Source organism: Streptomyces sp. IBSNAI002 (genome assembly GCF_052244475.1).
Classification (GTDB): Bacteria; Actinomycetota; Actinomycetes; order Streptomycetales; family Streptomycetaceae; genus Streptomyces.
The window spans coordinates 3,990,756-4,011,537 of the sequence record NZ_JBQPXG010000002.1 but is presented as its reverse complement, the minus strand read 5'-3'; the positions used below and the strand labels follow the sequence as shown (position 1 = coordinate 4,011,537).

Here is a 20,782-nt window from a genome sequence, read left to right as displayed (position 1 = left end):
TTCCGCCCGGGGAGGGCTCTAGGCTTGTCGCGACTGTTCTCGATGCTCGAAGAGGCGACGACAAGATGAGCACGTACGGATCCTTCCCCGGCTCGCGGCCCCGGCGGCTGCGCACCACCCCTGCGATGCGGCGGATGGTCGCGGAGAACCGGCTGCACCCCTCGGACCTGATCCTTCCGGCGTTCGTGCGCGAGGGCATCAGCGAGCCCCTGGCGATCTCGGCGATGCCGGGCGTGGTCCAGCACACGCGGGACACGCTGCGCAAGGCCGCGCTGGAGGCGGTGGAGGCCGGGGTCGCGGGGATCATGCTGTTCGGTGTCCCGGCGGACGAGAACAAGGACGCGCTGGGCACGGCGGGCACCGAGCCGGACGGGATCTTGCAGCTCGCGATCCGCGATGTGAGGGCCGAGGTGGGTGACGACCTCGTCATCATGTCCGACCTGTGCCTGGACGAGTACACGGATCACGGCCACTGCGGGGTCCTCGACGAGCACGGCCGCGTGGACAACGACGCGACGCTGGAGCGGTACGCCGAGATGGCGCAGGTCCAGGCCGACGCGGGGGTCCACATGGTGGGCACGAGCGGGATGATGGACGGTCAGGTCGGGGTCGTCCGCGACGCGCTGGACGAGACCGGCCACGAGGACGTCTCGATCCTGGCGTACACGGCGAAGTACTCCTCGGCCTTCTACGGGCCCTTCCGCGAGGCCGTCGGGTCCTCCCTCCAGGGCGACCGCAAGACGTACCAGCAGGACCCGGCGAACGGGCGGGAGTCCCTGCGGGAGCTGGCGCTGGACCTGGAGGAGGGCGCCGACATGGTGATGGTCAAGCCGGCCGGGCCCTACCTGGACATCCTGTACCGGGTCGCGCAGTCGGTGGACGTCCCGGTGGCGGCGTACCAGATCAGCGGCGAGTTCGCGATGATCGAGGCGGCGGCGGAGAAGGGCTGGATCGAGCGCGACCGGGCGATCCTGGAGACCCTGCTGGGCATCAAGCGGGCCGGCGCGGACACGATCCTGACGTACTGGGCGACGGAGGTCGCGGGCTGGCTGCGGCAGAGCCGCTGACCCTGCCCGCCGGGTCCGCTCGCGTACCGGATCCCGGGGGCGCACCCTGGAGGGAAGGGTGACCCCCTGGAGGTGATGCACCATGTCCACGCTCGTCGGGTGGCATGTGGAGCTCGGATTCACCGAGGAGGGCCACCGCACCAGTGCGGCGGCCCTGGTCAGGCTCGGGGACGGCTCCGAGATCAGGGCGCACGGCTATGCCATGCGCCACCCCTCCGACCCGGAGCAGCTGAGGGTCGGGGAAGAGATCGCGGGTGCTCGTGCGCTCATGGATCTCGCGTCGCAGATGCTGCAGAAGGCCCACGCCGAGATCGACGAGGCGACCGGGCGGCATTCCTACCCGCTCAACCGCTGAGCCCAGCGGCGCAGTGGCGGATCGGGTCCGGCGGACCCGCCGGCGGTGCTCTTCGGAGCCCGTCAGCGGGTCCGTCGGTTGAAGAGGGCGGCCGCCAGGGCCACGGATCCGGCCGTGATCGCCGCGCACCAGGTCAGGGCCGTCCAGGGGGCGTTGCCGCGGGCTGGCCGAGGAGCAGGGCGCGCAGGGACTCGATGACCGGGGTCAGCGGCTGGTGCTCGGCGAAGCCGTGGAGCCAGTCGGGCATGGTGTCGATGGGCACGAAGGCGCTGGACGGATAGGGCAGGAACATCATCAGGAACGTGAAACCTCCCGCCGCCTCGGGGGACTTGGCGAGCAGGCCGAGCGTCGCGGCCAGCCAGGAGATCGCCGTGATGTACGCGACGAGGAGCGCGGCCGCGGCCAGGAAGGCGGGCGCGGCGGCCTGCGGGCGGAACCCGATGGCCAGGGCCACGGCCAGCACCAGGGCGGTCGACACGATGTTGCGCAGGACCGAGGCGCTCACGTGTCCGGCCAGGATCGGGACGCCGCCGACGTCCCGGGACCGGAAGCGGTCGATGACGCCGCCCCGCATGTCGTCGGCGACGCTGACGGCGGTGCTCGCCGCGCCGAAGCCCGCGCAGAGCAGCATGGCTCCCGGGACCACGTACGTCACGTAGGCCGTCCCGGTGTCGATGGCCCCGCCGAAGAAGTAGACGAAGATCAGCATCAGCATGACGGGCAGCATCAGGGCCGTGATCAGCGCGTCCGGCTGGCGGCTGCTGATGCGCACGCTGCGGCGGGCCAGGGTCAGGGCGGAGGAGTTCACGCTGCGGCTCCCGTCAGGGTGAGGAACACGTCGTCGAGGGTGGCGCTGCGGACCGTGAAGCGGTCCACGGCGGTGCGGTCCGGGTCGATTTCGTCGAGCAGCGCCCGGACGTGGGCGGCGCTGCCGTCGGTGGGCAGGCCGAGGGTGAGCTCCTCCGGGGCGAGGTGGACGGCCCGCCCGGCGAGCGCCTCGTAGGCCTCGCGCGTGGTCAGCGTCAGGTCGAGGCGGTGGCCCGCGACCCGCGACTTGAGCGCGGCGGGCGTGCCCTCGGCGGCGATCCGCCCCTCGGCCAGGACGGCGACGCGGTCGGCGAGCCGGTCGGCCTCCTCCAGGTACTGGGTGGTGAGCAGCACGGTCGTGCCGTCGGCGCGCAGCTCCCGTACGAGGTCCCACAGGTCCTGCCGGCTGCGCGGGTCGAGCCCCGTGGTCGGCTCGTCCAGGAAGATCACCTCGGGTCGTGAGACGAGCCCTGCGGCGAGGTCGAGGCGGCGGCGCATACCGCCCGAGTACGTCTTCGCGGTGCGACCGGCGGCCTCGGTGAGGCCGAACCGGTCCAGCAGTTCGCCGGCGCGGATGCGGGAGTCGCGGGCGGAGAGCCCGGCCAGGCGGCCCATCATGCGGAGCATCTCGGCGCCGGTCTGGAGGTCGTCCACGGCCGCGAACTGGCCGGTGAGGCTGATGCGTCGGCGGACCCGGGAGCGGTCGGCGGTGACGTCGTACCCGGCGACGTGGGCGGTCCCGGAGTCGGGCGCGGTGAGGGTGGCCAGCAGCCGGACGGTGGTGGTCTTGCCGGCGCCGTTGGGGCCGAGCAGGGCCAGGACGCTGCCGCGCGGGACGGCCAGGTCGATGCCGTGGAGGACGCGGAGGCCGCCGTAGGACTTGGTCAGGCCGGTGGCGTGGATACCGAGGTCGTTCGTGGTCATCCGGGACCACGCTCCTTTCTGCGTACGGGTTACGCTCTTCTGTGTAAGTAATACACAGAACTAGGATGTGGGTCAACGGCTTACGAGGGAGGCGGCGGCGGCGATGGCGAAGGAACCGGTGGGCGACACCGGGCTTCCGGCGAGCCTGGAGATGGCCTGGGGCCTGCGCGAACGCCCCGGCAAGGGCCCGCGCCCCACACTGACCCTCACCAAGATCGTGGCCGCGGCCATGGCGCTGGCCGCGGCGGAGGGCATGGAGGCCGTCTCCATGGGCCGGGTGGCCAAGGAGCTGGGCGTCTCGACGATGTCCCTCTACCGGTACGTCACGGCGAAGGAAGAGCTCTACATCCTGATGGCGGACGCGGGCGTCGGGCTGCCCCCGGAGCCGGCCGGCGGGGAGGAGCGGGGCTGGCGGGAACTGATCTCGGAGTGGGCGTACACGCAGCGGGCCGTCCTGATGGCCAACACCTGGATCCTGCGCATCCCGATCACCGGCGCCCCGGTCAGCCCGAACCAGCTCGCCTGGATGGAACGCGGGCTCGCCGCGCTGGCCGGTACCGGGCTGGAGGAGGGCGAGAAGATCTCGACCATCATCCTGATCGGCGGGCTCGTCCGGAACGAGGCCGTCATGGCCGCGGACATGATGGACGCCATGCGGAAGTCCGGCGTCGCGCCGGATGTGGCGATGTCCCAGTACCTGCGCACGCTGCGGCTGATGACCGGGCCGGACACCCACCCGGCCGTGACGCGGCTGCTGGACTCCGAGGCGTTCGCCGGGTCCGGCGAGCCGGACTTCCAGTTCGCGTTCGGGCTGGGCCGGATCCTGGACGGCCTGGCGGAGCTGATCAGCTCACGGAGCCGGCCCACGCCGTGAGGCCGGCCCAGGCGGCGGGGGTCAGGGCCAGGACGGGGCCGTCCTGGACCTTCGAGTCCCGGACGTGGATTGTGGCGGGGCCGGCGGCGATCTCGACGCAGGCGTCGCCGTCGCCGCCGCTGTAGCTGGACTTGAACCACGTCAGTTCGGTGCTCATAGCTCTCCTAGCAGGCGGTCCAACAGGCCTTGTGTCTGCACGGTGTTGAGGGCCTGAGTCCGCAGCATTGCATATCGGCGAGCCATGATGCTGACCTCGTCGGGGTCTGAGATGAGCCTGCTGCCACGCTGACTCTCCGAGTACCCGAGGTGCTGGTGGGACGGGGTTTCCAGGAGGATGAAGGGGCCGTCGAGGGCTGCGTGGGCGGATTGATCCAGCGGCATCACCTGTACGGAAACATCCGGAAGCTCTGTACAGGCGAGCAAGTGCCGCAGCAGTTCCCTGTGGACGTCTCGTCCGCCGATGCGGTGGCGGACGGCGGGTTCCCAGATGACGAAGCTCAGAGTCGGTGGTGTCTTGCGCCGCAAGATCGTCTGCCGCGCCATGCGGCGGGCGGTCAGATCCTCAATCGTTTCCTCGGGGTGCGCCGGCACGCGGCACTTGAAGAGGGCTCGGGCGTATCCCTCTGTCTGGAGAAGCCCAGGCACGCGCTGGCCTTCGTACCAGGACAAGGCGATGGCTTTGAGTTCAAGGGCCAAGTACTCCTCGGCCCACGGAGGTGTCGTGTCGATGTCGGGTAGTTCCAGCGCTGCCACTGTGAGCAGGCCCGGCAGGCCGAGGTGGAAGTCCATCAGCTCCGCGACGTTCGGCATCAGCGCGCGGCGGCCCTGTTCGATGGACGCGATGGTCTCCTCGTCCAGCCGTACCCGCTCTCCGAGCTGCTTCTGGGTCAGGTTCTTGGCGACTCGGCCTGCGGCCACCTGCCGTCCGACCATCTTCATGGTCGTCGCATTGGGCCGTGCGCGCTTCCTCGGTGGCATGACGGTGAACTCCCCACCCGTGTTCCTGAACTACCCGGCTCCGACCCGTACTCATCACTGAGTACGGGTCGGCGCACGGCCACAGGCAAGTCACGCACCGCGACGATCGTCCCGTGAACGTGAATACTCAACCCGCCCTGATGCGGGACCGCTTCTACCCCCGCACGCACCAATCCGTGCGCTCCGCCAGGCACTTCGCCGGGGAGACGTTTGACGTGTGGGGTGTGACGTCCCGCAAGGCCGATATGTTGCTCTGCGTGAGCGAGTTGGCCACGAACGCCCTGCGGTACGGGGTTCCGCCCGGCCGGGGCTACCGGGTGCGGCTGCTCGTCTTCGAGGACGCGACCGTCCGGGTCGAGGTGCACGACAGCGGGCCCGGGCTCTCGCGGATGGCGGAGCGGCGGCCGGTCGGGCGGGGGCTGACGATCGTGGCGGCCCTCGCCGACGCCTGGGGCGTGCTGCCCCGGGCGCCGGGCAAGGTGGTGTGGTGCGAGTTCCGCTGACCCCGGCAGGGATCAGGCGGGCTGCTCCGGGGCCTTCGCCTTGATCACCGCGAACACCGCGCCCTGCGGATCGGCCAGGACGGCCATACGGCCCGCCACCATGTCGAACGCGGGCATGAGGACCTGGGCTCCGGCCTCGGCGGCCGCGGCCTGGATGGCGTCGACGTCGTCCGCGTGGAAGTACGGCAGCCAGTTCGGGGGCGTTCCGGGCGGCAGGTTGTCGAGGCTCATCATCCCGGCCACGGCGCGGCCGGCGACCTTGAACTCGGTGTAGTCCGGCCCGCCTTCCATCTCGGTCGGCGCCGTGGTGACCGGCAGGATCGCGGAGTAGAACGCGGCGGCGGCGTCCGTGTCGCCGGTGCTGAGTTCGCTCCAGATCAGCGCGCCGTGCTCGTTGACGATGCCCGCGCCGTCGAAGGTGCCCGGCTCCCACAGGCCGATGACGGCGCCGGTCGGGTCGGCGGCCACGGCCATCCGGCCGAGGTCCATGACGTCCATCGGACCCATCAGGACCTCGCCGCGCGCGTCGGTGAGGGACTTGACGGTGGAGTCGAGGCTGTCGGTGGACAGGTACGTCGTCCACACGGTCGGCGGCAGCGGGTCGGGGACGCTGCCGTCCGGGTACATCGCCTTCATGATGCCGGCGACCGGCTTGCCCTTGAGCGTGCACACGGAGTACCCGCCCTGTTCGGACGGGCCGATCTCGCCCTGCCAGCCGAACAGGCCGCAGTAGAAGTCGAGGGCCGCCTGCTGGTCGGGCACCATCAGGTCGATCCAGCAGGGGGTGCCGGGCTTGTAGGGGCCGTTCATGTCGGGCACGGGGGCCTCCGGAGGTGGGCGGGGGATGGACGGGCCGTCCCCTACCCGGGCCGGACGCACCGAACCGGGCCGTTCGGGTGAACGGCCCGGTCCCCGCGACCAGGGCGGCGCCCAGGGCGAGGGCGACACCCGCGGCGCCGCCGTTCGGGTTGGGCTGGTTGCCGTTGTCACCGGTGGCCGGGTCGGCGGCGTTAGGGCCGCGTGACGTCGGCCGTTAGGCCCCTGGGGCAGCGTTCCCTCTGGCGTCGGGCAGGCCCCGCGCCGCCGGAGAAACCAACCCGAGGCAGACAGGGAGACGGCCGTGGACTCAGTGGTTCAGCGATACGGGCGACGCAGTACGTTCCGGGGACGGACGGCGCGGCGCTTGGCGACGGCGGGGGCGGCGGCCGCGGTGCTCCTCGCCGGTCTGGCGGCCGGGCCCGCGAACGCGGTGGCGCAGCCAGCGGGGGCCGGAGCCGGGGCCGGGGCCGTCGCGGATCGGCAGCAGAGCGTCCCCGGGATCCAGGCGGCACGCAGCACCCGGATCACGCTGACCAACAAGACCCCCCTGGCGTGGACGCGCTGGGACGCCTCGCTGGACCACGGCTTCTGGCACACGGAGCCGCCCGCGACGATCGCCGCGGGCTCCGCGGGCACCTGGCAGTCGGATTCCAGCGGGGTACTGACCGGCACCGAGGGGCGGGCCGTCTTCGGCACGGACCACGGCCCCGTGGAGATCTACTGGAACAACCCCTACTTCGGCAGCAACCAGTACGGCTGCCGGGTACCGTCCGGCTACTCGTGCCGGCAGACCGGCGGCCCCGGCAACAACGCCTCGGTGGCCTTCGAGGTCGGGTGGTTCTGACGCTGCTGCCCGCGGGCCGGCGCCGGTGAGCTCTCACCGCCCGGCGCCCGGCGCCCGGTGAGGGCCGCCGCCCGAGACAGGCAGCGGCGGGCTTCCTCGCCGCGGCCGAGGGCGCGCAGCGCCTTGCCGCAGGTGTCCAGCAGCAGCGCCCGGCGCTCGTCCGACTGCTCCGCGGAGGCCAGTTCCAGGCCCCGGCGGCCGTGGGCCAGCGCCTCGCCCGGACGTCCGGTCGTCAGACAGTGCGCGGCCAGATGGTAGAGGGCCAGGACCTCGGTGTGGGGGTGACCGAGGTCCTGAGCCATGCGCGCCGCCTGTTCGCGCAACTCCCCGGCGCCCGGCAGGTCGCCCGTGCGCTCCAGCGCACCGGCCCAGTTGACCAGGGCGATCACGTGGCCGAGCGGGTCCGACGCCCGCAGTGCCGGCTCCGGCGCCCGGCTCAGGTGCTCCAGTGCCTCGGTGTGCTGTCCGTTCTCGGTGAGGACCCAGCCGAGCAGCGAGCGCAGCCGCGACAGGGCATCCGGATCGTCGAGCACGGTGGCGGCGTCGAGGGCGCGCCGGAGGGTCGGCTCCCACCCGTCGTGCACTTGGCGCACGACGAGCGGCCACAGCTGAACCGCGATGCGCCAGGCCAGCTCGGGGTGCCCGGCGTCGGCCGCGGCGGCGACGGCCGCGGTCAGGTTGGCCCGCTCGGCGCCCAGCCAGGCCATCGCCTCCGCGCGGCCGCCGAAGACGGGCGGCGGGCCGGGCGGCAGCACGTCGGCGGGCAGCGAGCAGCAGGGCTGGCTGCCCGGTTCCGCCGCCGCCGTGGCGGCCCGGGCGGCCGACAGGTAGTGCACCAGCAGCCGGTGCAGCCCGCCGGAGTCCGCCAGGTCGGCGCCGGAGCGGGCGTACAGGCGGGTCAGGTCGTGCATCAGGTACCGGTCGCTGGTCCGCTCCTCGAGGAGGTGGGCCGTGGCGAGGTCCTCCAGGGCGCCCCGGGCCGCCAGGGCCGGCAGACCGCTGAGGGCGGCCGCGGCGCCCGCGTCGAGTTCGGATCCCACGTGCAGGGCGAGCTGCCGGAACAGCAGCGCGGCGTCCGGCGGCAGTTGCTGCACGCTCATCCGCAGGGTCGCCCCGACCCCGAGGTCCTCGCTGCTCAGCAGGGACAGCCGCTGATGTTCGTCGACCAGCCCGTCGGCCATGGTGCGAAGGGCGAGCCGGGGCCGTGCGGCGAGGCGGGCGGCGGCCAGCCGCAGGGCCAGCGGAAGGCCGTCGCACAGGACGGACAGTTCCTCCGCGGCGGCGGGCTCCGCCTCCACCCGGCCGTCGCCGATGACGGTGCGCAGGACCCGCACCCCGTCGGCGGGGGCCAGCCGCTCGAGCGGCAGCAGCCGCGCGCAGTCGGTGGCCACGAGCCCTTCCAGCCGGTTGCGGCTGGTGACGAGCACGGTGCAGCCGGGCGTACCGGGCAGCAGCGGGCGGACCTGGCCCGAGTCGCGGGCGTTGTCGAGCAGGACGAGCGCGCGGCGACCGGCGAGGGTCGCGCGGTACAGGCCCTCCGCGGCGCGCGCTTCGGCGGGCAGCTGCTCCTCCGGGACGCCGAGGGCCTGGAGGAAGTCGTGCAGGACACCCGTCGTCTGGGGGCCGGTGCCGTCCGGCTCCCCGGCGCGCAGATCGGCGTAGAGGATGCCGTCGGGGAAGTCGGCGGCGTGCGCGTACGCCCAGTGGACGGCGAGCGAGGTCTTGCCGACCCCGGCCGGGCCGGTGACCACGCTGAGCGGCGCCCGGTCCGACCGCGCGATGCCGGTGAGCCGCGCCAGGTCGTCCGTACGGCTGACGAAGCCGACGGGAGCGCGCGGTAAGAGGAGGGGCGGCGCGGGCGGCACAGGCCGGGCAGTGGCCTGCGGGGCCTGGCGGGGGCGTGGAGCCGGGGTCTGCGGGTGCGGATGCTGCGGCGATGGGCGGGACTTGCCGGACTGCGGAGCCTGACGCGCCTGGAGCGGCTGACGGGCCTGGGGGGCCTGGCGGGACTGTGGGGCCTGGCGGGACCGTTGAGCCTGGGCGGCCTGGGCCGTCTGTGCGGTCTGTGCCGTCTGTGCGGCCTGCCCGGCCTGCCCGGGGTGGGGTGGTGTGCCGCGTAGGAGGGTCAGGTAGGCCTCGGACAGGGCGGCGCCCGGGTCTACGCCGAGTTCTCGGGCGAGTCGGCGTTGCGTGCGGCGGTAGAGCTCGACGGCGTCGGCCTGGCGGTCCGCGCGGTGCAGCGTGCGGACGAGGGCGGCGATCAGGGACTCCCGCAGCGGGTGCCGCTCCGCGGCGGGCCGCAGCAGTGCCAGCGCCTCCGCGACCCGGCCGCCGCACGCGTACGAGGCGGCGGCGAAGTCCTCCAGCGCGGCCAGGTGTTCCTCCACCAGCCGGTCCGCCGTCGCGGTGATCAACCGGGTGTCGCCCGCCCCGCCGAGCACCGGACCGCGCCACAGCCCGAGGGCCTCCCGCAGCAGTTCCGCCGGCTCCTTCCCCGGCGGCGCCGCCGCGGACCGGCGCACCAGCTGGCGGAAGCGCCACAGGTCCGCCGAGCCCGGCGCGGCCCGCAGGGCGTACCCGCTGTCCCGCGTGACGACGTCGGTGTCCCGATCGGCGCGCAACAGGCCGCGCAGGGCCGACACATGGCCGTAGACGACCGTCCGGGCGTGGGTCGGCGGCCGGTCGTCCCATAACGCCTCGGTGATCCGCTCGGTCCCCACGGGAGCGCCGTCCGCCAGTACGAGCAGAGCCAGAAGGGCCCTGCGCTTGGGCGGCCCGAGCGGTATCTCGGCCCGCCCCGAGAAGGCCGACACCGGCCCGAGCAACCGGAAGTCCATCACGTGCCCCACCCGCCCCACGTCGTTCCTGACCGCACCCTACGAACCCATAGGGGCCTACTCACGGGCGAAGAGGCATAAAGGCGCGAAGTGGTTCACCAACTGCCGCAACACAGCCGGAATCCGCGTTAGATCCCCGTTAGCCCGCGTCGGCAGGCTCATCGCTGCGAAGCCGGAACGAGGAACGAGGAACAAGGAGACAGACATGTCGACGCACTCGGGATTCCACAGAGGAGCACGCGGCGCCGCCGTCGCGGTCATGGCGGCCGCCATGGCGATCGCCCCGGCCGTCACGGCCGTCGCCGCGACCGGGAACGACACCTCACAGCAGTCCACGGTGGTCGCGCAGTCGGCGCGCAGCACCAAGGTGAAGGTCGTCAACGAGACGACGACGACGATGTACCGCAACTACACGGAACTCTCGCACGGGGTGTGGGACGACGAAACGCCGCCGGAGTCGATCGACGGCGGGAAGTCCGCCTCGTGGGGATCGCACTCCTCGGGGATGATGACGGGAACCGAGGGGGGTGCCTGGTACTCCCTCGGCAACGACGGCGAGGCCGCCATCCACTGGAACAACCCCTACGTCGGGGGCAACTCCTACGGCTGCTCCGTGCCCAATGGCTACACCTGTTCGCGCACGGGCGGTGGCGGCAACAACGCGACGGTCACCTTCACCATCGGCCGCAACGGAGCGAAGGCGGCGGCCGCACCCGCCGCTGCGCAGGACGGGTCGTTCTCGGCCACGGCGGCCCGCAGCACGCAGGTCAAGCTGCAGAACCGCACGCCCAACACCATGGAACGCACCTCGTCGAGCCTGGTGCACGGCACGTGGAGCGACAACATGGTCCCGCCGGACCGCGTGTACCCCTTCGGTGACGGGACCTGGCGGTCGGAGTCGAACGGCTTCATGACCGGGACGGAAGGGGCGGCGGTGTTCAGCATGCTCGACGTGGGCAACGTCAGCATCGGCTGGAACAACCCCTACGCGGGCGCCAACAGCTACTACTGCCACGTCCCGGAGGGCTTCGACTGCAAGCAGGGCGGCGGCAGCGGCGACAACGCCTCCGTCACCTTCACCGTGACGAAGAAGGGCTGACGATGAACCGACGCATCGCAGCGGTGGCGTGTGCCGCCGCGCTGACCGTGATCGCCGGGGGTACGGCCTCGGCCGCCCCGGCCCCCGCCGCCCCCGACGCCGCCGCCCCCGCCGCCGCGTTCGCCGCCGCCCTCGGCTCCGTGGGCGCGATGGCGGTGACACCCGGGCAGACGTACGTCATGGCACCCCGGGACGCGCCCGACCAGTGGCTCGGCGACAACGACTACTTCGGTTCCGTCGTGTGCCAGGCCAGCCGGCTCTGGTACGGCAGCCGGCACGACAACGCCGTATGGCGGGTGGCCGGGAACAACGACGGCTCCATATCGCTCGTGAACATGGACGCGTCCCAGAACAGCATGAGCCTGGCGTCCGCGGGCGACGGCATCCGCATCGACGAGGGCACCGGCGACTCGTTCCACTGGGACGTGGTCGCCGGCCCCGGCGGGACGGTCGCACTGCAGAACAGGCAGACGAGGCGGTTCCTGTCCGTCGTCGCCGGGACGGTCGTGGGCGCCGCCCAGGCCTACTACTGGTACATGACCAACGCGCGCCCCTGAAACGGCGGCGGCCCCGCCTCCAGGAAGGGGAGGCGGGGCCGCCGCTCGCGTGCGGGCGGGAAGCCGTCAGAGCTTCTCGGGCGTCCGGATGCCGAGGAGGGACATGCCCTTCGAGAGCGTGCGGGCCGTCAGGTCGCACAGGAAGAGACGGTTCTCGACCTGCTCCGGGGTGTCCGCCTTCAGGACGGGGCACTCCGAGTAGAAGGTCGTGTAGAACGAGGCCAGCTGGTAGAGGTACGCCGCCAGCTTGTGCGGCGCGTACTCCGACGACGCCTCCGCGATGAGCTCGCCGAAGTGGTCCAGATGCAGGCCGAGCGCACGCTCGGCCGGGGCGAGGGCCAGCTCCGGGTGGGCGGCGGGCTTCGCGTCCCCCGCCTTGCGCAGGATGGACTGGATACGGGCGTACGCGTACTGGAGGTACACGGACGTGTCACCCGTCAGCGAGACCATCTGGTCGAGGTCGAACTTGTAGTCGCGCGCGGCGGAGGTCGAGAGGTCCGCGTACTTCACCGCGCCGATGCCGACCTGGACCGCCCGCTCGCCGATCTCGGCCTCGGACAGGTCCTGCGCCTTCTCCCGTACGACGGCCGCCGCGCGGTCGATGGCCTCGTCCAGCAGGTCCACCAGCCGGACCGTCTCGCCCTCACGGGTCTTGAACGGCTTGCCGTCCTTGCCGAGGACTGTGCCGAAGGCCAGCTGGACGGCCTTGACCTCGTCGTTCAGCCAGCCCGCCCGGCGCGCCGTCTCGAAGACCATCTTGAAGTGCAGGGACTGCCGCGCGTCCACCACGTAGATCAGGCTGGTCGCCGACAGGTCGGCGACGCGGTTGCGGATCGCCGAGAGGTCGGTGGCCGCGTAGCCGAAGCCGCCGTCCGACTTCTGCACGATCAGCGGGGTCGGGTTGCCGTCCGGGCCCTTCACGTCGTCGAAGAACACGCACAGCGCGCCGTTGGAGCGGACGGCGACGCCCGAGTCCTCCAGCAGCTTGCACGTCTCGACCAGCATGTCGTTGTAGCCGGACTCGCCGACCACGTCCCGGTCCTGGATGTCCATGTCCAGCTTGTTGAAGACGGAGTAGAAGTAGATCTTCGACTCGTCGACGAACCGCTGCCACAGGGCGAGGGTCTCCGGCTCGCCCGCCTGGAGGTCCACCACCCGCGCCCGGGCCCGCGTCTTGAACTCCTCGTCGGAGTCGAAGAGCGCGCGCGAGGCCTTGTAGAGCCGGTTCAGGTTGGACATGGCCTCCTCGCCGGAGACCTCCGAGTCCGACTTGTGGTCCAGCTCGTGCGGGTGCTCCAGGAGGTACTGGATGAGCATGCCGAACTGGGTGCCCCAGTCGCCGATGTGGTGGCGGCGGACCACCTTCTCGCCCGTGAACTCCAGGATCTCCACCATCGCCGCGCCGATCACGGCGGACCGCAGGTGCCCGACGTGCATCTCCTTGGCGACGTTCGGCTGCGCGTAGTCGATGACCGTGGTGCCCGGGTTCGCCGCGAGCGGGACACCGAGGCGGTCGTCGCCGGCGCGCGCCGCGAGGGTCTCGATGATCGCCTTGTCGGTGATGGTGATGTTGAGGAAGCCCGGGCCCGAGACCTCGATCTCCTGGATCAGGTCACCGGTCGCGATGCCCTCGACCACGGTCGTCGCCAGCTCGCGCGGATTGGCCTTGGCCTTCTTCGCGAGCGCCAGGATGCCGTTTGCCTGGAAGTCGGCCCGGTCGCTTCGTCGCAGCATGGGGTCGGCGGCACCGGCCTCCGGCAGTGCGGAGGCGAGTGCGTCCGCGACGCGCTGATCGACGGAAGAAGCGAGGGAAGGGACCGAGGCCATGAGCTGCCGTTCCTGTGAGGTTGTGCCGGTGGGTGCACTTGGTTGTTCCGACAAGTGCCGAGTATCCCACGCGGCCGCTGCCGGTTCCTCTGGAAATGGGGCCGTGGAGCAACCCCGGAGCGGCCCGGTCCGTCTGGGAGAATGGCTGAAGCCAGCATTCGAGTAGAAGGACGTGTCGTGGCTCAGAGCAGCACCGAGACCGACTGGGTCTCCCGTTTCGCGGACGAGGTCATCGCCGAGGCGGAGCGCCGAGCACCCGGCAAACCTGTCGTCGTCGCGTCCGGAATCTCGCCCTCCGGTCCGATCCACCTGGGCAACCTCCGCGAGGTCATGACCCCGCACCTGGTCGCGGACGAGATCCGCCGCCGGGGCATCGAGGTCAGGCACCTGATCTCCTGGGACGACTACGACCGCTACCGCAAGGTGCCCAAGGGCATCCCCGGCGTGGACGAGGAGACCTACGGCCAGTACATCGGCCGCCCCCTGACCTCCGTCCCCGCCCCGGCCGGATCCGAGTACGCCAGCTGGGCCGAGCACTTCAAGGCCGCCCTGATCGGCGCCCTGGCCGAGCTGGGCGTCGAGTACGACCCGATCAGCCAGACCGAGCAGTACACCTCCGGCGCGTACCGCGAGCAGGTGCTGCACGCGATGAAGCACCGGGGTGACATCGACGCCGTCCTCGACCAGTACCGCACCAAGCAGAAGCCGGGCGGCAAGAAGCCCCAGCAGAAGCAGGTCGACGAGGCCGAGCTCGAGGCGGCCGAGGGCTCCGGCGCGGCGGCCGAGGACGACGGCAGCACCGGCGAGGGCGGGTACTACCCGTACAAGCCGTACTGCGGCCAGTGCGGCAAGGACTTCACCAAGGTCACCTCGTACGACGACGAGACGACCGAGATGACCTACGTCTGCACCGAGGACGAGTTCACCGAGACGGTCAAGCTCAGCGAGTTCAACCGCGGCAAGCTGGTCTGGAAGGTCGACTGGCCGATGCGCTGGGCCTTCGAGGGCGTCGTCTTCGAGCCCTCCGGCGTCGACCACTCCTCGCCCGGCTCGTCCTTCCAGGTCGGCGGGCAGATCGTGCACATCTTCGGCGGCGAGCAGCCGATCGGACCGATGTACGCGTTCGTCGGCATCAGCGGCATGGCGAAGATGTCCTCCAGCAAGGGCGGGGTCCCGACCCCGGCCGACGCGCTGAAGATCATGGAGCCGCAGCTGCTGCGCTGGCTGTACGCGCGCCGCCGCCCGAACCAGTCCTTCAAGATCGCCTTCGACCAGGAGATCCAGCGGCTCTACGACGAGTGGGACAAGCTGGAGGCCAAGGTCGCGGACGGCTCCGTGCTGCCCGCCGACGCGGCCGCGCACACCCGCGCCGTGCGCACCGCCGCCGCCGAGCTGCCGCGCACCCCGCGGGCGCTGCCGTACCGGACCCTCGCGTCGGTCGTCGACATCACCGCCGGCCACGACGAGCAGACCCTGCGCATCCTGACGGACCTCGACCCGTCGCAGCCGCTCACCTCCCTCGACGAGGTACGGCCCCGCCTGGACCGCGCCGAGAACTGGATCACCACCCAGGTCCCCGCCGACCAGCGGACCCTCGTACGCGAGGCGCCCGACGCGGAGCTGCTGTCGTCCCTGGACGACGAGGGGCGCGAGTCGCTGCGCCTGCTCGTCGACGGTCTCGACTCGCACTGGTCGCTGGACGGGCTCACCACGCTGGTCTACGGCGTGCCGAAGGTGATGGCCGGGCTCGAGCCGGACGCCAAGCCGACGCCGGAGCTCAAGGTCGCCCAGCGGACGTTCTTCGCGCTGCTCTACCGGCTCCTCGTGACCCGCGAGACCGGGCCGCGTCTGCCCACGCTGCTGCTGGCCGTGGGCGCCGACCGGGTGCGCCAGCTGCTCGCCGTCTGAGCCGGCCCCGCAGAGGCATGGGGAAGGGCCCGCACCCCTCGGGGTGCGGGCCCTTCCCCATGCCGTGCCGAGCTCGTGCTCAGGCTCGTGCTCAGGCTCAGGCGATGTGCTCGTTCTCCAGGTCCTTCTGGTAGCGCTGCTTGAACGTCGGGATCATGCGGCGCAGCAGCGAGCCGCTGCGCGGGTGGGTCACGCCGTAACCGTCCGACAGGTGTATGTCGAGCGCCTCGGCCGTCGGGAAGTCGTTCTGCTCGTCGACCAGCGCACGGAACACCTTGTACGCGACCTCGGCGAACTCCGCCTCGTCCGGCCCGTCGGCGGCCTCCGGAGCGTCCTCGTGACGGGGAGCCGGAACCTGCGCCTGATCCTGCTGCGGCTCCGGATGAGGCAGCGGCTCCTGCTCCTGCTCCGGCTGCGGGGCCTCCGGGCCCGCCGGGCGCATGACCGGGGTCGGCTCCAGGCCCTCCACGTACTGCGGGTTGTAACCGCCCTCGTACGCCGCCTGCGGAGCCAGCGGCGCCGCGAACCACGCGCTGGCGTGGGCCGCGGGCATGGCCGTCGGGTCCACCGCGAACGCCGGCGGCGCGTGCGCCGCCGCCACGGCCGGTACCGGGGCCTGGGCCTCGCCCGCTGACCGGGCCTGCGCCTGCGCGTCCTGCGCCGCCTCCTGACCCGGGCCGACGGCCAGGGCGGCCGCCGCCAGAGCGGGGGCCTCGGCCGTGGCCGCAACGGCAGCCGCCGGAACCGCAGCCGTCGGCGGCAGCAGCACCGGGTCGATGCCCGCCGCCGCCAGCCCCTCCGGGGCCGTCTGCGCCAGGGGCACACCGATCCGGGCCAGCTTCAGCGGCATCAGGGCCTCCACCGGAGCCTTGCGCCGCCAGGCACGCCCGTACCGCGCCTGGAGCCGGGCCTGGTATATCAGCCGGTCCTGCTCCATGCCGACCGCCTGCTCGTAGGAGCGCAGCTCCCACAGCTTCATCCGCCGCCACAGCTTGAACGTGGGCACCGGGGACAGCAGCCACCGGGTGAGGCGCACGCCCTCCATGTGCCGGTCCGCGGTGATGTCCGCGATCCGGCCCACGGCGTGCCGGGCGGCCTCGACCGTCACCACGAACAGGATCGGGATCACGGCGTGCATGCCGACACCCAGCGGGTCCGGCCAGGCCGCGGCGCCGTTGAAGGCGATCGTCGCCGCGGTCAGCAGCCACGCCGTCTGGCGCAGCAGCGGGAAGGGGATGCGGATCCAGGTCAGCAGCAGGTCCAGCGCGAGCAGGACGCAGATGCCCGCGTCGATGCCGATCGGGAAGACCAGGGAGAAGCTGCCGAAGCCCTTCTGCAGGGCGAGGGCGCGCACCGCGGAGTACGAGCCCGCGAAACCGATGCCCGCGATGACGACGGCTCCGGCGACCACGACGCCGATGAGTATCCGGTGCGTACGAGTCAGCTGCATCGCGGCCACCCGCGATCCCCTCCCCTTGTCGAGCACACTTACCGAGCCTTTACCCGGCCGCGGCAGGCACAGCGTACGGGTGACCCGGTGTCAACGCCTCAGGCGGGCCCGCTCCTACTGCGCGGGCTGGGGGGACTGCGCCTGCTCCGGCTGCTTGTTGGCGGCGTCGACCGAGGCCACGGCCTCCTTCGCCGCCGCGATGGCGTCCTGCAGCAGCTTCGCCTGGTCCGGCGCGCCGGCACCTTCGTACGCGGCGCCGTTGTAGTCCAGCGTCACGACCACGTTCTGCGTGCGGGCCACGATCGTCGTGTTGAAGAAGTCCACGTCCTTCTTCACGGTGTACACGACCGAAGTGGCCTGGTCGCCGATCCCGCCCGCGTCCTCCGCCTTCACGTTCTGCGCGCCCTCGGACGCCTTCGACGCCTCGACCTGCTTGTTGTACTGCTCCTCCGCGCGCTTGTTCGCGCTGCCGAGGGAGGCCTGCGAGTCGTAGCGGAAGAAGGAGATCGAGAGCCAGCGGTACTGCGAGCCCTTCAGACCGTCCTCGTCCAGACCGTTCCAGGAGCAGCTGGCCCGGCTCGCCAGGTCGTTCGACTTGGTCGCGGTGCCGTTCTTGTCCTTCGCCTCGGGGACGAGCGTGTCGACCGTCGCGGTCTGGACCGCCTTGCAGGGGTCCGGGAGCGTGGCATACGCCGCCTTCTCCAGGGTCGCGGACGGCTTCGCGCTCGGCTGGCCGGATGCGGAGGATTCGGACTTCTTGCCGCCGTCCGAGCCCGAGCCCTTGCCCGAATCGGACGAGCATCCGGTGACGGTGAGGATCACCGGGACGGCTGCGCAGGCGAGAACGCGGGTGAGGCGCGAGGCTGATCGGTGCATGTTTCCTTCAGTGCGTTGGTGGGTCTTCTTCGGACACGGGGCCGTACGGGACCGGACGCGGGACCCGGGCAACGGTAGCCCGATCGGGTGGCGGCGTGCTGTGCGCGCCGTCACCCCGGGCCGCGGCGCAGCCCGCTCACTCGCCCAGGCGCTCGACCAGAGCTTGCGCCAACTGCCTTGTCCTGTCCTGGGTTTCGGCGCTGGACGGGACCGTACCGGGCAGCGCCGGCTGCACGCTGTACTCCAGCGTGACGATGACGTTCGAGGTACGGAACACCATGCGCACGGTGCGCGACTGCGCCGCGGCGGCCCCGGCGGGACTCAGCTTGTCCTCGACGAACGCCTCCGTCCCGAGGCCGTCCAGGACGCGCGAGCCGAGCTCGACGGGGGCGGACGGGCTGGTCGACGGGCTGCCGGACGGCGATCCCGCACCGACGCCGCCGGGCTGCGGCGGGGCCGGGGCGGAGGGCGTCGGGCTGCCCGCGGGTGTCGAGGAGGGGCTCGCGGTCGGGCCGGGGAAGGGCAGCTTGGCGTCGGTCAGCTGGCGCACGTACACCTGGTGCGCCTTGTCGTCGTCGCTGGTGGTGGCCCGGTCGTACGAGACCACGCGCTCGAAGTCGACCGACAGCAGCCGGGTCTCCTCGGGTGTCTGCGCGCTCCAGCGGCAGCCGACGCGCCGGTCGCCGTCGTACGAGGCGTCCGCGGTGCCGGCGTAGAGCTGGTCGCGCTGCTCCGGGGTGAGCGACTCCGCGGCCGGGAGCATGGCCTTGAGGCGCTTGCTGTCCGCTGCCTTGCAGGGGGCGGGCAGGATGCGGTACTTCCCGGGTTGCGCGGGCGCGGCCTGGTTCCCGCCGGCCTTCGAGTCGCTGGTGCTGCCGGTGCCGCTCCCGCCGGTGCACCCGGTCAGACCGGCCGCGCCGGCCACGAGTGCGGTGAGCATCGCGATGCCCGGCAGGGCTCGCCGTACCGCCTTGCGCTGCACGTCCAATGGCTCCCTTCGACCGGCGGGCCCCCCGACGGTCAGGAAAATGCGTTGCCGCGGCTCGGGCGCGGATGGACACAATGTCTATCGCACACGCTGGTGCCGGCGCCGGTCCCCTGTCGTATTTGGGATCAAGAGCGAGGCCTTTTGCGCTTTCTGACTTTTCTGTGGTTTTCGGGGGATTGATTCCAAATGTCGTATGTAGAGGTACCTGGGGCGAAAGTCCCGATCCGGATGTGGACGGACCCGGCGTCGGTCGAGGACCATGCGATGCAGCAGCTGCGCAACGTGGCCACCCTTCCGTGGATCAAGGGCCTGGCCGTCATGCCGGACGTCCACTACGGCAAGGGAGCCACGGTCGGGTCGGTGATCGCGATGAAGGACGCGGTCTGCCCGGCGGCGGTGGGGGTGGACATCGGCTGCGGCATGTCGGCGGTGAAGACCTCCCTGACGGCGAACGACCTGCCGGGGGACCTGTCGAAGCTGAGGTCGCGGATCGAGCAGGCGATTCCGGTGGGCACGGGGCTGCACAAGGAGGCCGTGGACCCGTCGCGTCTGTACGGCTTCTCGGCCGACGGGTACGAGGACCTCTGGAAGCGCTTCGACTACATCACGGATGCGGTCAAGTTCCGCCGGGAGCGTGCCACGAAGCAGATCGGAACGCTCGGAGGCGGCAACCACTTCATCGAATTCTGTCTCGACGAGTCGGGTTCGGTCTGGCTGATGCTGCACTCCGGTTCCCGGAACATCGGCAACGAGCTGGCGGACTTCCACATCAACGTGGCGCGCGGCCTCGACCACAACCAGGGCCTGGTCGACCGCGACCTGGCCGTGTTCCTGGCGGCGACCCCCGAGATGGCGGCGTACCGGAACGACCTCTTCTGGGCTCAGGAGTACGCGAAGTACAACCGCGCGGCCATGATGAGCCTGTTCAAGGAGGTCATCCGCAAGGAGTTCCGGAAGGCGAAGGTCTCCTTCGACCAGGAGATCAGCTGCCACCACAACTACGTTGCGGAGGAGCGGTACGACGGCATGGACCTGCTGGTCACCCGCAAGGGGGCGATCCGCGCCGGCAGCGGCGACTACGGGATCATCCCGGGCTCCATGGGCACGGGCTCGTACATCGTGAAGGGCCTCGGCAACGAGAAGTCCTTCAACTCGGCCTCGCACGGCGCGGGCCGGAAGATGAGCCGGACGGCGGCGAAGAAGAAGTTCTCGGCGCGGGACCTGGCGGAGCAGACCAAGGGCGTCGAGTGCCGCAAGGACTCGGGCGTCGTGGACGAGATCCCGGGCGCGTACAAGTCGATCGAGCAGGTCATCGACCAGCAGACCGACCTCGTACGGGTCGTGGCCAAGATCAAGCAGGTCATCTGCGTCAAGGGCTGACGCGGGGCCCGGGCCGATCGTGATCGGCCCGGGCTCTTGTACGGGGGGCTCCGATGCCGGGTCAGTCGAGCAGCATGTCCACGGGCAGTTCGACGGCCACTCCGATGTCGTCGGGAAGCGTGAGCGACGTGCCCCGCTTGAACTTCTTGCTCATGCCGTAGCGCGTGCCGCGCGGATCCGTGTGGAGCACGACTTCGTCATGGCGCCGGTCGGCCACCACGTAGACGGGGACGCCGGCCCTGGCGTAGCTCTCCACCTTGGTCCCGATGTCGTCCGCCCAATTCGAGGACGTGACCTCCAGGATCATTCGGAAGACGTCCGGGCGGTAGCAGTTCTTCACCACCTTGTGGTCGAGGAAGTCAGCTTCCACGAGCGAGAAGTCCGGTACGGCGTAGTCGTCCGCGCCGGTGGGCAGCCAGATGCCAATGCCCTGGAGGAATTCCAGGCCCGCCCTCTCGGCTCCTGCTTCGTGGAACGCCACAGTGAGCCTGGTAAGGGTGCGGGCGTGTCGCCCGTCGGCAGGGGGTGTCACGGTGAGCCTCCCCTGGAGAATCTCCACTCGGTGCCCGGGAAGCTCCCTGGAGAGTCGATCGGCGGCCTCCGCGATCGTGGTCTCGTGCTGTATCACGGCCATAGCTTCCTCCGTTTCGTGACCCACGCTTTCGGAGCGTAGCCGTGGGCGCGGACGG

The 20,782-nt window shown here is 71.4% G+C and carries 19 protein-coding genes and 1 pseudogene; 9 read left to right on the top strand and 11 right to left on the bottom strand.

Annotation, left to right across the window (positions count from 1 at the left end; translation table 11 throughout):
• Positions 1–65 precede the first annotated feature (65 nt).
• Together hemB and ACTVZO_RS19345 are read left to right on the top strand one after the other, a co-directional pair.
• Entirely contained in the window at positions 66–1,067 is a 1,002-nt protein-coding gene (gene hemB / locus ACTVZO_RS19350; protein WP_443299587.1) for a porphobilinogen synthase, read from the top strand.
• 82 nt (positions 1,068–1,149) lie between these two features.
• On the top strand, positions 1,150–1,422 hold the full coding sequence (locus ACTVZO_RS19345; protein ID WP_443299586.1) for a DUF1876 domain-containing protein: 273 nt from the start codon (positions 1,150–1,152) through the stop codon (positions 1,420–1,422).
• A gap of 62 nt (positions 1,423–1,484) precedes the next feature.
• Here the strand turns inward: ACTVZO_RS19345 and ACTVZO_RS19340 are convergent.
• Positions 1,485–2,230, bottom strand: a pseudogene (locus ACTVZO_RS19340) (ABC transporter permease).
• A complete protein-coding gene (locus ACTVZO_RS19335; protein WP_443299585.1) occupies positions 2,227–3,153 on the bottom strand; it encodes an ATP-binding cassette domain-containing protein in 927 nt (308 codons plus the stop codon). Before ACTVZO_RS19335 ends, ACTVZO_RS19340 begins: the two are co-directional and overlap by 4 nt.
• Before the next feature lie 103 nt (positions 3,154–3,256).
• Between ACTVZO_RS19335 and ACTVZO_RS19330 the strand changes: the two genes are divergently transcribed.
• Entirely contained in the window at positions 3,257–4,027 is a 771-nt protein-coding gene (locus tag ACTVZO_RS19330; protein WP_443299584.1) for a TetR/AcrR family transcriptional regulator, read from the top strand.
• Here ACTVZO_RS19330 and ACTVZO_RS19325 read toward each other — a convergent pair.
• Together ACTVZO_RS19325 and ACTVZO_RS19320 are read right to left on the bottom strand one after the other, a co-directional pair.
• The gene (locus ACTVZO_RS19325; protein WP_443299583.1) at positions 3,999–4,184 is read right to left on the bottom strand and encodes a DUF397 domain-containing protein; all 186 of its coding nucleotides are present in this window, start codon (positions 4,182–4,184) and stop codon (positions 3,999–4,001) included. The genes ACTVZO_RS19330 and ACTVZO_RS19325 overlap by 29 nt on opposite strands.
• The gene (locus tag ACTVZO_RS19320; protein ID WP_443299582.1) at positions 4,181–4,966 is read right to left on the bottom strand and encodes a helix-turn-helix domain-containing protein; all 786 of its coding nucleotides are present in this window, start codon (positions 4,964–4,966) and stop codon (positions 4,181–4,183) included. The genes ACTVZO_RS19325 and ACTVZO_RS19320 overlap by 4 nt, the downstream gene beginning before the upstream one ends.
• Before the next feature lie 179 nt (positions 4,967–5,145).
• Between ACTVZO_RS19320 and ACTVZO_RS19315 the strand changes: the two genes are divergently transcribed.
• Positions 5,146–5,508, top strand: a complete 363-nt coding sequence (locus ACTVZO_RS19315) for an ATP-binding protein (RefSeq protein ID WP_443303223.1) — start codon at positions 5,146–5,148, stop codon at positions 5,506–5,508.
• 12 nt (positions 5,509–5,520) lie between these two features.
• Here the strand turns inward: ACTVZO_RS19315 and ACTVZO_RS19310 are convergent, their stop codons facing one another.
• Positions 5,521–6,318 carry a VOC family protein gene (locus ACTVZO_RS19310; RefSeq protein WP_443303222.1) on the bottom strand — a complete coding sequence of 266 codons (798 nt, stop codon included), beginning with the start codon at positions 6,316–6,318 and terminating at the stop codon, positions 5,521–5,523.
• A 373-nt stretch (positions 6,319–6,691) separates the two neighbouring features.
• Between ACTVZO_RS19310 and ACTVZO_RS19305 the strand changes: the two genes are divergently transcribed.
• Positions 6,692–7,171: a hypothetical protein gene (locus ACTVZO_RS19305; RefSeq protein ID WP_443299581.1), complete on the top strand. Its 480-nt coding sequence runs from the start codon at positions 6,692–6,694 to the stop codon at positions 7,169–7,171.
• On the opposite strand, the gene ACTVZO_RS19300 is transcribed toward ACTVZO_RS19305, so the two are convergent.
• Positions 7,102–10,008: a BTAD domain-containing putative transcriptional regulator gene (locus ACTVZO_RS19300; RefSeq protein WP_443299580.1), complete on the bottom strand. Its 2,907-nt coding sequence runs from the start codon at positions 10,006–10,008 to the stop codon at positions 7,102–7,104. The genes ACTVZO_RS19305 and ACTVZO_RS19300 overlap by 70 nt on opposite strands.
• A gap of 205 nt (positions 10,009–10,213) precedes the next feature.
• Between ACTVZO_RS19300 and ACTVZO_RS19295 the strand changes: the two genes are divergently transcribed.
• Entirely contained in the window at positions 10,214–11,107 is an 894-nt protein-coding gene (locus ACTVZO_RS19295) for a Crystal protein ET79 (RefSeq protein ID WP_443299579.1), read from the top strand.
• 2 nt (positions 11,108–11,109) lie between these two features.
• On the top strand, positions 11,110–11,664 hold the full coding sequence (locus tag ACTVZO_RS19290; protein WP_443299578.1) for a hypothetical protein: 555 nt from the start codon (positions 11,110–11,112) through the stop codon (positions 11,662–11,664).
• Positions 11,665–11,730: 66 nt separating this feature from the next.
• On the opposite strand, the gene argS is transcribed toward ACTVZO_RS19290, so the two are convergent.
• On the bottom strand, positions 11,731–13,491 hold the full coding sequence (argS, locus tag ACTVZO_RS19285) for an arginine--tRNA ligase (protein ID WP_443299577.1): 1,761 nt from the start codon (positions 13,489–13,491) through the stop codon (positions 11,731–11,733).
• Between the two features lie 177 nt (positions 13,492–13,668).
• Between argS and lysS the strand changes: the two genes are divergently transcribed.
• Positions 13,669–15,399: a lysine--tRNA ligase gene (lysS, locus tag ACTVZO_RS19280; protein ID WP_443299576.1), complete on the top strand. Its 1,731-nt coding sequence runs from the start codon at positions 13,669–13,671 to the stop codon at positions 15,397–15,399.
• A gap of 97 nt (positions 15,400–15,496) precedes the next feature.
• Here the strand turns inward: lysS and ACTVZO_RS19275 are convergent, their stop codons facing one another.
• The 3 genes from ACTVZO_RS19275 to ACTVZO_RS19265 all read right to left on the bottom strand — a co-directional run bounded on the left by ACTVZO_RS19275 (position 15,497) and on the right by ACTVZO_RS19265 (position 18,707).
• On the bottom strand, positions 15,497–16,849 hold the full coding sequence (locus ACTVZO_RS19275; protein ID WP_443299575.1) for a DUF2637 domain-containing protein: 1,353 nt from the start codon (positions 16,847–16,849) through the stop codon (positions 15,497–15,499).
• A gap of 114 nt (positions 16,850–16,963) precedes the next feature.
• Positions 16,964–17,725 (bottom strand): DUF3558 family protein, encoded by a 762-nt coding sequence (locus ACTVZO_RS19270; protein WP_443299574.1) that lies wholly within the window; start codon positions 17,723–17,725, stop codon positions 16,964–16,966.
• Between the two features lie 136 nt (positions 17,726–17,861).
• Positions 17,862–18,707 carry a DUF3558 domain-containing protein gene (locus tag ACTVZO_RS19265; RefSeq protein WP_443299573.1) on the bottom strand — a complete coding sequence of 282 codons (846 nt, stop codon included), beginning with the start codon at positions 18,705–18,707 and terminating at the stop codon, positions 17,862–17,864.
• Positions 18,708–18,899: 192 nt separating this feature from the next.
• On the opposite strand from ACTVZO_RS19265, the gene ACTVZO_RS19260 reads away from it, so the two are divergent.
• A complete protein-coding gene (locus ACTVZO_RS19260; protein WP_443299572.1) occupies positions 18,900–20,093 on the top strand; it encodes an RtcB family protein in 1,194 nt (397 codons plus the stop codon).
• A gap of 61 nt (positions 20,094–20,154) precedes the next feature.
• Here ACTVZO_RS19260 and ACTVZO_RS19255 read toward each other — a convergent pair whose 3' ends face one another.
• Complete coding sequence (locus tag ACTVZO_RS19255) at positions 20,155–20,727, bottom strand: Uma2 family endonuclease (RefSeq protein ID WP_443299571.1); 573 nt, start codon at positions 20,725–20,727, stop codon at positions 20,155–20,157.
• Between the last annotated feature and the right edge of the window lie 55 nt (positions 20,728–20,782).